Below are 15,614 nucleotides of genomic sequence, written 5' to 3' on the forward strand. Positions count from 1 at the left end.
TTGCTTATGTCAGAAGAAAAAATGATGCGTTTAGGCCAAATAGCCAGAAAACTCAACGTGGGTACGGCAACCATAGTTGAATCCCTGGCTAAAAAGGGCTATGAGGTGGAGAATAATCCGAATTCAAAAATCAACATGAATCAAGTGGAGATGTTGAATAAGGAATTCAAATCTTCTGCCCTAGATAAAGAGGAGGCATCGCACCTCTCAATAGGGAAGCGCCATGAGCCTATCTCAATGGAGCCAGAAACTCCAAAAGAGGAGCCAAAGCCAGCACCAGCGCCAAAGCCTGCTCCTACTCCTGCCCCCAAAGCACAGGAAGAGCCAAAGCCAGCCGCTCCCGCGCCTACTCCGACTCCCGAGCCCGCTCCAAAAGCAGCCGAGGAGCCAAAGCCAGCGCCGTCTTCTGAACCTACTCCGCCTGCCGATCCGGAGAAAATTTCTACAGATCCTCCAAAATTAGAGGGTATAAAAGTTTTGGGTAAAATTGACCTGAGCAAGAATACTAGTCCTGTGCCTAGGCATAAGCAACAGTATGGCCAAAATAAATATGGTCAAAAACATAGCGATCCTAAAAAGCCGCAGACTGCACAGCAACATAATAAGCCTCAGCCAAGGCCAGCTCAGGAAGATAAAAAGCCAACTGCTCCTGTAGCACCACAGGTGAAGAAGGAACAACCAAAGCCCACCCCACAGCAGCCAAGTACACCGGTGCCACCGGCTGCCAAGGATCAATTGATTTCTGCAAAAGCAGATTCTCTTAAAGGGCTCACGGTATTAGGTAAAATAGAACTTCCAGCAGATCGACCTAAGAAAAAGGGAGGACCAGTAGCTTCTTCTGATGAAAGAGGTAGAGATAAAAAACGACCGCGTAAGCGTATTGACAAGCCAGGAGGGCCAGGTCAAGGCAATCGTCCAGGTGGTGGCCCTGGTGGGCGACCTCATCAAGGTGGTGGCAATCGTCCAGGTGGAGGCCAACAAAGAGGTGGTGCTCCAAATAGAGTTCAAAAGGCAGAGCCAACTCAAAAAGAAATTCAAGATCAAATCAAGCAGACATTAGCCCGGCTTCAGGGTAAAAGCGCTGGAGGAGGAAAAGGCAAGAGTCGTAGAGATAAAAAAGCTGAGAGAGATAGAGATGTAGATTTTGAAACAGAAGAGACTAAAATCTTAAAGGTTACAGAGTTTATTTCAGCAAATGATCTAGCATCATTGATGGATTTATCTGTTAATCAGGTTATTTCTGCTTGTATGTCCTTGGGGATGTTTGTTTCCATCAACCAGCGATTGGATGCTGAAGCTATTACAATCATCGCAGATGAATTTGGATATGAAGTAGAATTCACCAAATCAATCGAAGATGAAATCGAAGTGGAGGAGGAAGATTCACCGGAGGAACTACTGGAACGAGCTCCGATTGTAACGATAATGGGACACGTCGATCACGGTAAAACTTCCTTACTTGATTACATTCGTACGTCCAAAGTGACTGCAGATGAGGCTGGAGGAATCACCCAGCACATCGGTGCTTACAATGTAATGACTAAGACTGGTAATAAGATTGCATTCCTCGATACGCCAGGTCACGAAGCGTTTACAGCGATGCGTGCCCGTGGTGCTAAAATCACAGATATCGCAATTATTGTAATTGCAGCAGATGATAACATCATGCCTCAGACCAAGGAAGCCATCAACCACGCACAAGTGGCTAATGTTCCAATGATCTTTGCGATCAATAAAATAGATAGACCAAACGCCAATCCTGCTAAGATCAAAGAGGAGCTTGCAAGCATGAACCTCTTAATAGAAGAGTGGGGTGGTAAATATCAATCTCATGACATCTCGGCCAAAACAGGCGAAGGGGTTGAGGAATTGCTAGAGAAAGTCCTTCTTGAAGCTGAAGTTTTGGAACTTACTGCAAATCCTAATAAAAATGCCGCTGGTACGGTTATCGAAGCTTCCTTGGATAAAGGGCGTGGTTATGTCTCTACTATTATGGTTCAGGCAGGGACGTTGAGAGTTGGAGATATTATTCTTGCAGGACAGCATCATGGTCGTGTGAAAGCGATGTTTGATCACAAAGGCAAAAAACTGAAAGAAGCCGGGCCATCCACTCCTGTTCAGGTACTAGGCCTTGGAGGAGCTCCTCAAGCCGGCGATATCATCAAAGTTTACGGCACAGAGCGTGAAGCAAGAGATATAGCTAACTCAAGAGAGCAAATCCAGAGAGAGCAAAGCTTAAGAACTAAGAAGCATATTACATTGGATGAGATCGGACGCCGTTTGGCAATCGGTTCATTTAAGGAATTGAATATAATCATCAAAGGTGATGTGGATGGATCCGTAGAAGCACTTTCTGATTCACTATTGAAGCTTTCTAAGGATGAAGTGAAAGTGAGCATTATCCACAAGGGTGTGGGTCAGATTTCAGAATCTGATGTATTGCTAGCCTCTGCCTCTGATGCAATTATCATAGGATTCCAGGTAAGACCTTCTTCTAATGCTAAGAAATTGGCAGAGCAAGAAGAAATTGAAATCAGACATTACTCTATCATCTACGATGCGATCAACCAGATTAAAGATGCAATAGAGGGAATGCTAGAGCCTACATTTGAAGAAATTATTACTGGTAATATTCAAGTAAGAGAAGTCTTCAAAATCACGAAGATCGGAACTGTTGCAGGTTCGTATGTTACGGATGGCTTCATTACCAGAAAGAACAAGATCCGGGTGATAAGAGACGGTATCGTAATTCACGAAGGCGAAATCGATCAATTGAAGCGATTCAAGGATGATGTAGCTGAAGTGAAGGCTGGATATGAGTGTGGTATTTCCATCAAGAATTTCAATAACATTGAAATTGAGGATACAATTGAAGGTTATGAAATGAAGGAGATCAAACGTAAGAAGTAATTTTTGCTTAGATATATAAATTAAAAGGAACAGCATTGCTGTTCCTTTTTTAGTTTTACTCTCTGATGTCAGCTATGTTAATCCTGCTTTGGTTTCTGTCCTATTTCTGTCTGCTCAGTCTAGTGGCTGGATTGATACGCCCAGTGTTGGTGCTTTGGTTTATGGAAAGAATGAACCGACTTAAAGTCTTAAAGGTTTATGGAATCTCTTCTCTTGTGCTTTTGATAATTTTATTTATTACGGAATATTATTTTATTTAATCGGGAATTAAAGAGTAAAATTTTGATTTAGTAGTTTTTGATGAAATAACTGATCAACTATTTTAGGTAAGTGTTGGTTTTACATATTGAATTTTAATACTTTTCGAATTGTAATAATTCCAGAATTGAAGAAAGCCTTATCCATATTTCTTTTAGTATGCTTTGCCATATACCATTTTGGCTACTATGCATTCTATTTTTCATACGACCAGCACCTGGAGAGTAAATGGGAGGATTTGATTTATAGTGAAAGTTCACCAGAGGTAGAGGAGAGGCTTCTTGAAATTCCGCTTTCTATGCCTTACATGGCTAACCAGGAGGAATTCCAGTCCACCAACACTCCATACGAACAGGGCGGGAAATATTACCGGGTAATTAAGCAACGTTATCAAAATGATACTCTCCAATTTATTGTATTGCCTGATACGGAGCGCCGAGTTCTAACTAATTCTGTGAAGAAGTGGATTTCCTCGCTTATGCAGGATGAATTACCCCAAGATCAAAATAACAAAACAACAGTCAAACTTTTTGTAAAGGACTATCTGCAAGCAGATCAATACAGCATTGATTTCAGTCAGTATTCTAGTGAAAAAAAAACACCTGGATTTATTGTTTTTCGCCATTCAAATCCATTTTGTCAACTCGACAATCCTCCTCCCAAAATCATATAATCACAGTTTTTAATCAGCTTTTAAAGATACGCTAGATAGTTTCTAGGGTAATTAATGCTATGCCATTCCTACTGGTGCAAGCTTGTATGGCATTGCTAAATGCTACATTTCAATCATTCTTTTAAGTTAAATAACTCAATCCATCATGAAAAAATATTCTATACTAATACTATTACTTTCTTTTCTTTATCTAATACCATGCACTACTTACGCTCAAGGCTGCGTGGCCATCCGGCAATTTTCTGGTCTAGGAAATGCGGTAGGACAAGGAAATATCCTCAACAAAGGCGAATGGAACATCAGTGCCAACTACCGCTATTTCAAATCATTCAGGCACTTCAGAGGATCACATGAAGAGCCGAATCGCATCGAGGATGGAACTGAAGTGATTAATAAGCAGCACGGTTTGGATATCAATGTCAGCTATGCCTTTTCGGAGCGGCTGTACGGACTTGTATCTTTACCTTTTCAATATAATGATAGAAGTTCTTTATATGAACACGGTCGTACCGAGCGCCACACCACTTACTCCAAAGGCTTAGGGGATATGAGAATAGGCGCTGGTTATTGGTTGCTTTCTGGAGAAAAGGCTAAAAAAGGGAATACTGCGATTGGTCTTGGGATTAAATTTCCTACTGGAGATTATGCAGCTACAAGTACCTTCTACAATCAGGGAGATGAAGCTCTTGCACTGGAAAAAACGGTGGATCAATCAATTCAGTTGGGTGATGGTGGAACCGGACTGATCGTGGACTTCCAAGGACTTTGGAATGTAGGAGGGACTTTCTTCTTGTATTACGATGGGTTTTATATGTTTAATCCACGTGAGACAAATGGAACTGCTACCAACAGAAGACGTGAAAATGAAGCTATAATGAGTGTTCCGGATCAATTTGCCGTGAGAACCGGTGTGTTCAAGTCATTTGAAAAAGTGCATGGTCTGGGAGCTTCCCTTGGAGGAAGGATTGAAGGGATTCCAGTTCACGATGCCTTGGGCGGTAGTGAAGGCTTCAGAAGACCGGGCTATATTATCTCTGTAGAGCCTGGGGTTAGCTATATGTTGGGCAATGTGACCGGGACGCTGAATGTACCTATTGCATTGTTTAGAAATAGAACGCAAAGTGTTACTGACATGGAAAATTCTACCCCTGATAATTTCGTTCATGGAGATGCGGCCTTTGCAGATTACCTTATCAATTTTACAGTTGCTTTGAGAATCCCTAAAAAAGCAAAAGAGGTATTTAACTCTTTATAAGTAGCAGAAAGTCAAAGAGCCTTGACGGGTTCTTTGACTTCTTTTTTCAGACTTTTCGTAGCCAAAATCATCAAGGAGATAGCTAAAATAAATAGCAGGGCTGCAATGATGGCAAGAACATAGACTTCTTCTTGGAAGTTTTTCCATGCAAATAAACCTAAGGAGGAAAGCGTCACCGTAAACATGAAAAACATAGGAATGGTCACGAAGAGGGCATTGATATTTTTCTTCATCAGCCATACAGCGATGGTCAAAAGTGCTAGAGCAGCCAGCAGTTGATTTGCAGAGCCGAAAATTGGCCAGAGCGTTGTGAATTCCCCTGATAGCAATAAGAGAATAGAGAAAACGACCACAATTCCTGTGGACACATATCGGTTTTTAGCCAGATACTGACCGGCCGGCTGAGGTACATCTTCAAAATATTCTTGCAAAGTAAATCTGGCTAATCGAGTACAGGTGTCCAGTGTAGTAAGCGCAAAAGCTGAAACGGTCAAGGCTACAAAGCCTACAGCAAATCCTTCCGAAATGCCCAGCGTAGCGATCATCCCTCCCAAACCTGTAGAGAAAAGCGCAACAGGACCTTCGCCTGAAAGGCGGGATATATATTCCGATCTAGACAAAATAACTACTGCTCCCACGGAAATTATGGCTAGAAATGATTCAATTAACATTCCCCCAAATCCTACCAATTTGGCATCTGATTGCTTGTTCAGCTGTTTGGAAGTGGTGCCCGAAGCAACTAAAGAGTGAAACCCACTAATGGCTCCACAGGCAATAGTCACAAAGAGTACAGGGAAAATATAACCCAGGTTTTCATCGGAAACATGGATTTCATTGCTCATCTGGATTTCTGGATTTGCAATTAAAACACCGAGTACAGCCGCTATAATCAATCCGTAAAGCAAAAAACTATTCAGGTAATCCCGGGGCTGAAGCAGCATGCTCACCGGAGTGACTGAAGCAAGAAATGCATAAGCCAAAAGTGCCAAAACCCATATTTTATAATCCAGCACGAAAGGGATTTTCATTCCCAGATACACAAAAAAGTACATTAAGACCACTCCAATTACTGAGATGATTATGAATGCAGTTTTTTTATTGCCTACTAGTTTATTCACTATCCCGAAGGCAACTGCCAATAGAATAAATAAGATGGATGCCGATGCTACGCCTGGATTTGTGACAAATGTTTTGGCAATAATATCTGCGAATACCCCAATAACAAGTATTAAGGTGGAGAAGCTAAAGATGACAAAGAGCTGCTTACCCTTCATTCCGATTTGATTTCGGATGATTACTCCGATTGATTTTCCATCAGTTTTGAGAGAAGTAGCCATACTTCCTAGGTCATGTACTGCTCCGAAGAATATTCCACCGACCAAGATCCAAATGACAGCGGGAATCCAACCGAAAGTCACCGCTATAATTGGGCCGACTATCGGGCCTGCGCCTGCAATTGAAGCGAAATGATGCCCTAAAACTACGATAGGCTTACTTGGCTCATAATCTATTCCATCTCTATGCGTATGTGATGGCGCCGGATTTTTATCGTTTAAACCAAATTTCCGGTACACAATTTTACCGTAAATTTTATAGGCTAAGAACAAGATGACTGCTGAAATGAGTAGTAGAACTGCTAGGTTCATGGATAGATATTTGGATTTTGATAGTTTTTATAGAAGAAAATCTATGTAAAATGGTTGGTTTCTAATTAAGGCAATTTATATTAAATTGCCCCAAAGCAAAGTTTTTTTACCCTAAGTAGGATGCAGCTTTTGAGCTTTTTCACTATTTCAATAGACTGTTGCTTTTAGTAAAAGAGTAGACATCACTGTTATTTGATTTGATCCTCCAACGTCAATACCTGCCCATCCTTCATTAATTGGGCTTTCAGATCCTCATATGGAAGATCCTGAACGCTGATTCCTTTTTCCAATGCCATTGTCGCAGCAGTAGCGGCAGATTCACCTAAAATCATAAATACTGGCTCCATTCTAATGGACCCAAATGCTATATGGCTCGCTGAAACAGCAACCGGAACGACGAGATTTGTTATTTCTTCCTTTTTTGGAACAATTGATCCATAGGCTATTTCATAGGGGCCAGGCAATCCTACTCCTATATCTCCTTCATTGTGTACGTGACCGTTCTCATCCACGTACCGCTGAATATTATGAGAATCAATGGTATATGAACCCATTCCTATAGATTCAGGAGTAGGTTTCTTTTGAAGTAATTCATTTTCAGTCATCACATATTTACCGACCATTCGCCTCGCTTCGCGCACGTAGATTTGGTGAGGCCAGTTTCCATTATCGATAAATTCATCCTTTGCTAATCCCCAATTCTGAAATTCTTCTTGAATTTCTTTGGGCACTCTTGGATCATTTGCCACAAAGTAGAGTAGTCCTTTTTGATAATCTTCATGCTCTTTAATGATCTCCTTTCTTCGTTCATAGCTAGTTTCTGGGTATTCATAGTTCATCCCGATGTTATCAGAGCTAAAAGGTCCATGGTTGTTGGTATCTGTCTTCCTATTCGGGATCATATCAAATTTTCCAAACCATTCTGTCCATCCCGCATCAAAGATTCTTACCAATAGTTCATATTGCGTAGAATCATAATTCTCAGGTTTGGGGAAAGGAACACGATTATCCGGGTGATTAGACATGCAAGTTCTAAAGCAATAGGCTTGAATTTTGTTATCCCCTTCTCCTTTCACACCAGGATCTTCTTCACTGATTTTTGGGATCAACCCAGAGGATGGGTCACCGGCAATCCAATACGGATCTATGGGATTATCCAAGACTTTGAAATGGTGGCGGTGGTGAAAAATACCTGTTTGGACGCCATTCCATTCCTCACCATATACACTGTTTGCTTCCCTGCCCACATGATAACTCACTCCGGCTGCAGCCATTAAATCCCCTTCATAAGTGGCGTCGATAAACATTTTACCTTTGAATTCCTTTCCGCTCAATGTTCTAATTGCAGTGATTTGCCCATCTTCAACAGTTACCCCGGCTTCTCTATCCAGCAATTCATCACGATAGAGTTCTATATCCATTTCCTCTACCCATTCATCAAAAACTTCCTCTGCAATGTGTGGTTCAAAAATCCACATTGTGCGGAATTCGCCATCTATAGCAGGTGTTCCTTGTCCTTTATTTCCAAAATCAGAAGGGTTTTCCCATTTCCATCCGCCTTCTTTTTGATATTTGTCATATACTCTTTGGTAAAATTCGCGGGAAAGACCTCCAATCACTTCCTTTTTACCAGTATCAGTCCAGCCCAATCCACCAGAAGAAAGCCCTCCCAGGTGAGTATCCGGTGATACTAAGATTACGGATTTCCCCATTTTTTTAGCCTGAATTGCTGCAGTGACTGCTCCTGAAGTACCTCCATATACAATCACATCATTAACATTATCCTGCCCTTCTGCAGAATTGCAGGAAGAAAGGGAATAACTTATCACCAGCGCCATTAGGCAAAATTTTAAGGCATTTAGAACTTTCATTGTTTTTGAAATTTCAAAGTGGATAAAAATTATATTAAGGTTACTTCATACTGAAAATAAACATCAATACGGGTAATAAACCGTATTGATGTTTTATATATCCTCAGTCGATGTGGAATTTAGTCCAACTGTTGTTTGTTGGCAAGCAATTCAGATTTTAGCTTTTCATACGATAAGTCTTGTACGGAGACTTCATTGTCTATTGCTAGAGAGGCTGCAATGGCAGCAGATTGTCCCAAAACCATAAACACAGGTTCCATTCGAATAGACCCAAAAGCGATGTGTGTAGCACTCAAGCAGACAGGCACTAATAAATTATTTCCCTCTTCTTTTTTAGGGATTATTGATCTATAGCTGATAGGGTAGGGACCGTCCACATGGGCTTGTACATTTCCTTCATTTTGTACATAGCCATTGTGATCCACGTATCTCTGGATATTATGTGAATCCATCCCATAAGCAGCCAAACCAACAGCGTCATCGATGACTTCCAATCTTTCGCAGTGTCGCTGCGTCATTACAAGATCACTTACCATACGCCTTGCTTCACGGATATACAGTTGGTTTTGCCATCCATCTTCATTCTCAAATTCATCTTTAGTAGTTCCCCACTGAGAGTACACATTTCTTACTTTTTCTGGAATCCGGGGATGGTTGGCAAGTGACCACATCAAACCTTGCTGATAGGTACGGTGGGCTTCGACTATCTTTTCACGTTCTTCGTAGCTAGCTTCAGGGTAATCATAGTTTTGGCCAATGAAATCAGTGGAAAAGCCGTGGTTGTTATTCGTATCTGTCTTACGATTTGGCATAGTGGAATTGATCCATGGTAATCTGGTTTCCCCTGCTTCAAAGTTTCTAAAAAGTAATTCATAGTTTATTTCTTGGTACTCCTCAGGTTTCTTAAAAGGAATTCTGTTTTCTGGATGATCAGTCAGGCACATTCTAAACCCATAAGCTTGGACTTTTTTATCTCCTTCGCCATCTATGCCAGGACCACCTTCGATAATATAAGGAAGCAGTCCGCTTGAAGGATTTCCTTTTTCCACGTATGGATCTACACCCGACACAAAATTATGGTTTTTGGCATTTAAGGATGGATTGCCCTTGAGAGTAACACTCCAATAATTAGCCTGAACTCCATTCACCGATTCTTTATACTGATCATTACTCTCTCTTCCCACTGTATAACTTATTCCTGCGGCAGCCATTAGATCCCCTTCATAAGTAGCATCCATAAACATCTTCCCTTCAAAAGTTTTCCCGCTTTCCATAGTAATGGACTGGATTTTCCCATTAGTTTTTTTTACACCGGAATCGGATCTCAACAGCCTTTCTCCATAAACTATATCTACCTTCTCATCTTCAAGCATTTGATGATAAACTATCAATGCAGCAGAAGGCTCAAATGTCCACATGGCATCTTCCCCCTCTTTGGTCCTTGTCTGTCCACTATCCATATACTCACTTTTTTTCTGCCAATTCCAGTTTTCCGGCTTATCATAATAAGCTTTGATTCCTTGGTAAAATTCTCTAGATATACCTCCAATAGCCTGTTTGTTGCCAATATCTGTCTGGCCAAGCCCACCCGTTGTCAGGCCCCCCAAGCGATGTGAAGGTTCAATTAGAACTACTGATTTATCCATTCTAGATGCCTGGATCGCGGCAGCTATGCCGGCAGAGGTGCCGCCATAAATGACTATGTCATAGTCTTGCGAATATGCATTTTGACATAAAAGTGTGGATAGTAGAACACATAAAGTGATTAGTGTTTTTTTCATTTTTTGTTAATTAAGATTGTTGAAGTAACGTAGGTTCCCGGCTCAAAAACATGGAAAACCGGCTTCTCAATGATTTTGGAAGCAAGGTGTTTCCATGTTCAGAAACTTAAATGAGTAAAATGGTTAAAGTCAATATCCAGGGTTTTGGGTCAATGCAGTATTTGTTTCTAGTTCAATTCGTGGAATTGGCCATAAATAATCACGGCTTGGATTGAAGGCTCTGGTTTCGATTACTACCAGTTCGTCCGCATTGCTGACATTGTCATAAGTAGGAGTTCCCATTGGGTCAATCATCGGAGGCTCATTAAGCCAACCACCTTCACCGTATCGGTGAACACGTCCTCTTAGAGGGCCAGAGATTACATCCTCTGCTATTTTCCACCGGCGAATATCAAAGTATCGAAACCCTTCTATTCCCAATTCACTTCTTCTTTCCTTGCGAACTATGTTTCTCAACTCATCCTGAGACTTTCCATTTGAGATAGGTGGCATCTGGACGGATTCTCTTCCTCGAATTGCATTTAGTGCCTCATAGACTGATGCGTCAAGCTCGTTCATTTCTACTTTGGCTTCGGCATAGTTAAGGAAAACTTCTCCTAATCTGAAAATGGTAAGACCTTGATCAGATGCACCTACATTGGTTGGATAATCTGCTACGTCAACATGCTTTCGAAACAGGTATCCAGTGAATGAAGCATAGGCATGCCGGGCTTCGATATTGGGAACACGTACTTTTTCATCTCCTCGAAACTCCCAAGTTTGTGTACTGTCCCGATGAGTTTCAAATATCCAGTTTACCAACCTAGAACCAGGAACCACTAAGGTATAGTCCAAGCGGGGGTCTCTGTTTTCAAAAGGATGTTGGGCATCATAGAGTGGCGATTGATCAATCGGCAATCCATCAATACAATCAAAAGTGTCCACAAAATCCTGTGGAGGCTTTTTGTTTGAGTGTCCCAAGGCCATTCTAGACAGGAAATTCCTAGGTGTATTATGGGTAGATACTCCTCTAAGATACTGAATCCTCATAATCACTTCTGGAGAATTGTCGCCAGAAAAAGTAAACATTCCCGCATAATCTGGGTCAACTTGATACGCGCCTGAATCCATAAGTTCTTTTGCGGCGGAAGCCGCTTCCTCCCACCTTTCATTCCAGAGCGCAATCCGGGAAATCAAAGCCAATACAGTTCCTTTTGTAAATTTTCCTTTCTCGGAAGCATCCATAGGAAGGTATTCCTTGATTTCTTCCAATTCTGAAAGAACATAATCTATGACCTCGGTTTTTGGAGTCCGTGGTGTGTGAGACTCTTCAAGCGTTAGTGTTGTGGTGATTAATGGTATATCCCCGTACAATTCTGCAAGGTAGGCATAGAAATAGGCTCTCAAAAATCTCGCTTCTCCTACCAAACGGTCATATTTTGCAGGATCCATCGTGCTTCTAAGCTCCTCAGAACCAGAAGTAATATAATTTACCCGGTTGATTGCGATATAAAAAGCAGACCAAAACCCATTGGTGTACCCGTTGTCTGCGTTTTGTTCTCCTCTTCCCAATGCTTGAAGTGCACTTCCGTTTCGATCCCATCCGTCGTCTGATGCAAAATCAAATGAGAGAAACCAGGCTGCTCCCTGAGTCGAATACCAAAGCCTATTATAAACTCCGGTTACGGCCATTTCCAGTTCAGTTTCATTGGCAAAGAAGGTTTCACTGGATGGAGAATCCAGGGGCAATCTATCTAGGTACTCTTCGTCGCATGACTGGATTAAGAGTAATAGTGTAGCAGTGCATATATATTTAAATAGCTTTATCATAGTTGTAGATGTTTAGAAGTTGAGATTTAATCCCATGGTGTAGGTGGACATTTGAGGGTACCATCCGCCATTACTAACCGGCGCTTCAGGATCATATCCTTCGTAAAAATCGGTAACTGTTAATAGGTTGCGTCCACTCAGGTAAATCCTTAAATTCTGGACTTTGAGCCGTTCCAAGATGTGATTTGGAAAAACATAACCCAACTGTACACTTTGGAGTCTCAGATAGGAAGCATCACTCATCCAAAAGCTGGAATTCTGCTGGTTGTTGGTTTGATTCCAGGCAAGCCGTGGATATCTGGCATCTGTGTTATCTGGAGTCCAACGGTCCTTATGTTGCTCATGTACGGTTCCCCCCAGATAGAAAGGCATAATTCCCTGACCGAACAAATATCCGTCTGCTTGACCTACTCCTTGGAAAAAGATTGACAAGTCAATTCCTTTGTACCCTGCATTAAGCCTAAATCCATAAGTATACCGAGGAATATTACTTCCAATCACAGCTAGGTCTCTGTCATTGATCATCCCGTCACCATCCAAGTCTTTATACTTTATATCTCCGGGGGCTACATTTCCAAATTGAGAGGCGTGATTATCAACTTCCTCTTGCGTCTGAAAAAATCCATCTGCAACGTAACCAAAGAAGGATTGAACCGGATGTCCCTCTCTATTGACTGTCAGTCCGGTATTGTTAATGCCCCTCATATCAATGACTTCATTTTTCACATCAGAAAAATTGACCATTACCCCGTAGTTAAAATTCCCGATTCTGTTTCGGTAGTTCAACATCAGCTCATAGCCAGTATTATGTACCACACCGGCATTTTGGTAAGGAGCATTCAATCCAAGCGTCAAGGGGATATTTAGCGGTAAAAGTATGTCCTTGGTCTTCCTTTTATAATAATCAAACGTTACATCCAGTTTTCCCCATAGATTAAATTCTAAGCCGATATCAGTGGTCTCGGTAGTCTCCCATTTAATGTCATTGTTAGCCATACTGTTCAATGCAGCACCAGGGGAATTGACCCCATCAAGGACATAATCTTGACCACTTCCTCCTAGCGAGATAAAGGCAGCATATGGATAAAGCCCTATATTTTGGTTACCCAATTTTCCCCAAGATGCCCGAAATTTTAGCTGGTCAATCACACCGCTTGTACCTTGCATGAAAGATTCTTCAGAGATTCTCCATCCTGCAGAAAATGAGGGAAAGAGACTGGCACGGTTGCCCTCAGCAAATCGAGAAGAAGCATCTCGCCTCAGATTGGCTTCAAATAAATACCTCTCGTCAAAATTATAAGTGGCTCTTGCAAAAACTGAACGTAACGCCCAGTGCTCCGCAGAGCCACCGGTCCGTTCATTAAGCCGATTTCCTGCATTGATCTGTTGGTAATCGGGTAGTGGGAACACCTCTCTATATGCAGAAATCCATTGATTGGTCTGATCTTCTTGCTGGTATCCACCTGTAAATCCAAAAGTGTGGATGTCATTAAAGGTTTTGTCAATAGTAATTAATGTTCTGAAGTTAGTGTACCACTCTCTTGTATACCTCTCTGTTAAAGAGTTACGTTGAGGCACAAAGAATGTTGGAGTTTCGCCATCTCGTGCATAAGTCTGAGTAATGTTAGAAAAGCTCTTAACATGGGGATTCCACAGTTTTGGAGCATACATCACCTCAGCCGAAAGCCAATCTGTTAATTTATAATTAAGTCTGAAGTTCAAGATGGCGTCTAGACTCTCATTAGTTCTAATACCTCCGTCCTTAGCCCTTGCCAACGGATGATCGCCGTTCCACCCTTCCCCATACCGCCCATTTGACAATATGCCAACCTCATTTGCCGGTATTCTACGCATCCAGTGAAATACGTAGCCAGTACCACTTGAAGGTTCTGTTTGATCCGCCCTCCTTAAGAAAATATCCATGGATAACTTCAACCTGTCTGTTACATGGATATCTGAGTTGAACCTTAAGTTGTAGCGTTTGAAGCTGGTATTGGGAATAATCCCATTTTGATCCAGGTAGCTAAAAGATCCAAGAATTCTAGCCTTTTCGTTCCCCGCATTGACGCTTACGTTGTGGCTCTGCATGAAAGCAGAATTGCTCATTGTCAGCTCCTGCCAGTCAGTATCCGGGTATTGATCAGAAGCCAATCCTGCTGTGTAATCTGCTATCAACTGATCTGAATATTGCGGGTTATTGCCTATGTTGGTAAATGCTTCATTCGCCAGCATCATATGATCCAAGGCTCCCACAATTTTCGGCAAACGAGTGGGAAATTGTAAACCCGCATACATATTGTAATTTACATGTACTCCATCTTTACCTCTCTTGGTGGTGATCAATACCACTCCGTTTGCCGCCCTTGATCCATAGATCGCTGCTGAAGCCGCATCCTTCAATATGGAGATACTTTCTATCTCATTCGGATCTACGTTGTTCATATTGGTTTCTACCCCATCAACCATGATTAGTGGATTGGAATCACCCAAAGTACCGACACCCCTGATTCTGATATTTCCTCCGTCACTTCCAGGTTGACCGCTTCTTTGAGTGACGGTGACACCTGGGGCAACACCCTGTAAGACCATTGATGATTGTCCCACTGGCTGGTTTACTATTTCATCAGAAGAGATTGAACTTACGGCACCAGTGAGGTTCACTTTCTTTTGAGTTCCATATCCAACTACAACTATTTCTTCCAAGTCGGAAAGACTTTCTGCCATAGTAATAGTAACTTCACTCTGATTGCCAACTTCAATCGTTTGCTCTTCGTAACCTATAAACGAGAATACCAATATGCCTCCAGGGGGCACATCAATTGAAAATTTACCTTCTACATCAGATATAGCACCTTGTGTAGTCCCTTTGACAATCACTGTAACACCCGGAAGAGGATAACCACTTTGATCTATTATTGTGCCCTTGACCTCAACAAATGCACTTTGCTCTGCAATCGTCACATGAGGCAATTGTGCATCTTGTTTGACATCAATGCCATTATTTACTTGCCTAAATCTTAGATTAGACTGAATGGAAATTTGCCGTAAGAAGCTTTCGACTGAGCCCGAATGCTCTGATAGGTTAATAACAGTCTCCGAATTAATTCGGTTATGATCATACAAAAAATTAAAAGGAGTTTGCTTTTCAATTGATCTAAAAAATTGGTCAAGTGTAATTGACTCTTTACCAATTTTTACTTGAACCTTTTCGATTGACTTATACTGGCCTTTAACATCTGTAGCAAATACAAAGTTAAAGACCATCATTTGAACTATAAAGCCATACAAGAAGTACTTGGACAACATATAGATTGTCTTTTGTGAGTTTAATTGCATAATTTTGAGTGGTTTATTGAAAATTTCATTAGACTAGGTCTGAAGGTTTTCCTATTCCCCAATAGTTTAACTACC

The 15,614-nt window shown here is 41.5% G+C and carries 8 protein-coding genes; 3 read left to right on the top strand and 5 right to left on the bottom strand.

Going from position 1 to position 15,614, the window contains the following annotated elements:
- Window positions 1–6 precede the first annotated feature (6 nt).
- The 3 genes from infB to U3A58_RS08025 all read left to right on the top strand — a co-directional run bounded on the left by infB (window position 7) and on the right by U3A58_RS08025 (window position 5,096).
- A complete protein-coding gene (gene infB / locus U3A58_RS08015; RefSeq protein WP_323822894.1) occupies window positions 7–2,910 on the top strand; it encodes a translation initiation factor IF-2 in 2,904 nt (967 codons plus the stop codon).
- A 385-nt stretch (window positions 2,911–3,295) separates the two neighbouring features.
- Window positions 3,296–3,841, top strand: a complete 546-nt coding sequence (locus U3A58_RS08020; RefSeq protein WP_323822895.1) for a hypothetical protein — start codon at window positions 3,296–3,298, stop codon at window positions 3,839–3,841.
- Window positions 3,842–3,986: 145 nt separating this feature from the next.
- Complete coding sequence (locus U3A58_RS08025; protein ID WP_323822896.1) at window positions 3,987–5,096, top strand: hypothetical protein; 1,110 nt, start codon at window positions 3,987–3,989, stop codon at window positions 5,094–5,096.
- 11 nt (window positions 5,097–5,107) lie between these two features.
- On the opposite strand, the gene U3A58_RS08030 is transcribed toward U3A58_RS08025, so the two are convergent.
- From U3A58_RS08030 to U3A58_RS08050, 5 genes are all read right to left on the bottom strand, one after another.
- On the bottom strand, window positions 5,108–6,742 hold the full coding sequence (locus tag U3A58_RS08030) for a carbon starvation CstA family protein (protein ID WP_323822897.1): 1,635 nt from the start codon (window positions 6,740–6,742) through the stop codon (window positions 5,108–5,110).
- Window positions 6,743–6,930: 188 nt separating this feature from the next.
- Window positions 6,931–8,580, bottom strand: coding sequence for an FAD-dependent oxidoreductase (locus tag U3A58_RS08035; RefSeq protein ID WP_323822898.1), 1,650 nt, complete (start codon window positions 8,578–8,580; stop codon window positions 6,931–6,933).
- A 152-nt stretch (window positions 8,581–8,732) separates the two neighbouring features.
- A complete protein-coding gene (locus U3A58_RS08040; RefSeq protein WP_323822899.1) occupies window positions 8,733–10,394 on the bottom strand; it encodes an FAD-dependent oxidoreductase in 1,662 nt (553 codons plus the stop codon).
- 129 nt (window positions 10,395–10,523) lie between these two features.
- Window positions 10,524–12,203 carry a RagB/SusD family nutrient uptake outer membrane protein gene (locus U3A58_RS08045; protein WP_323822900.1) on the bottom strand — a complete coding sequence of 560 codons (1,680 nt, stop codon included), beginning with the start codon at window positions 12,201–12,203 and terminating at the stop codon, window positions 10,524–10,526.
- A 12-nt stretch (window positions 12,204–12,215) separates the two neighbouring features.
- Window positions 12,216–15,539, bottom strand: a complete 3,324-nt coding sequence (locus U3A58_RS08050; protein WP_323822901.1) for a SusC/RagA family TonB-linked outer membrane protein — start codon at window positions 15,537–15,539, stop codon at window positions 12,216–12,218.
- Window positions 15,540–15,614 lie beyond the last annotated feature (75 nt).

The organism is Algoriphagus persicinus (genome assembly GCF_035156415.1).
Taxonomy (GTDB): Bacteria; Bacteroidota; Bacteroidia; order Cytophagales; family Cyclobacteriaceae; genus Algoriphagus; species Algoriphagus persicinus.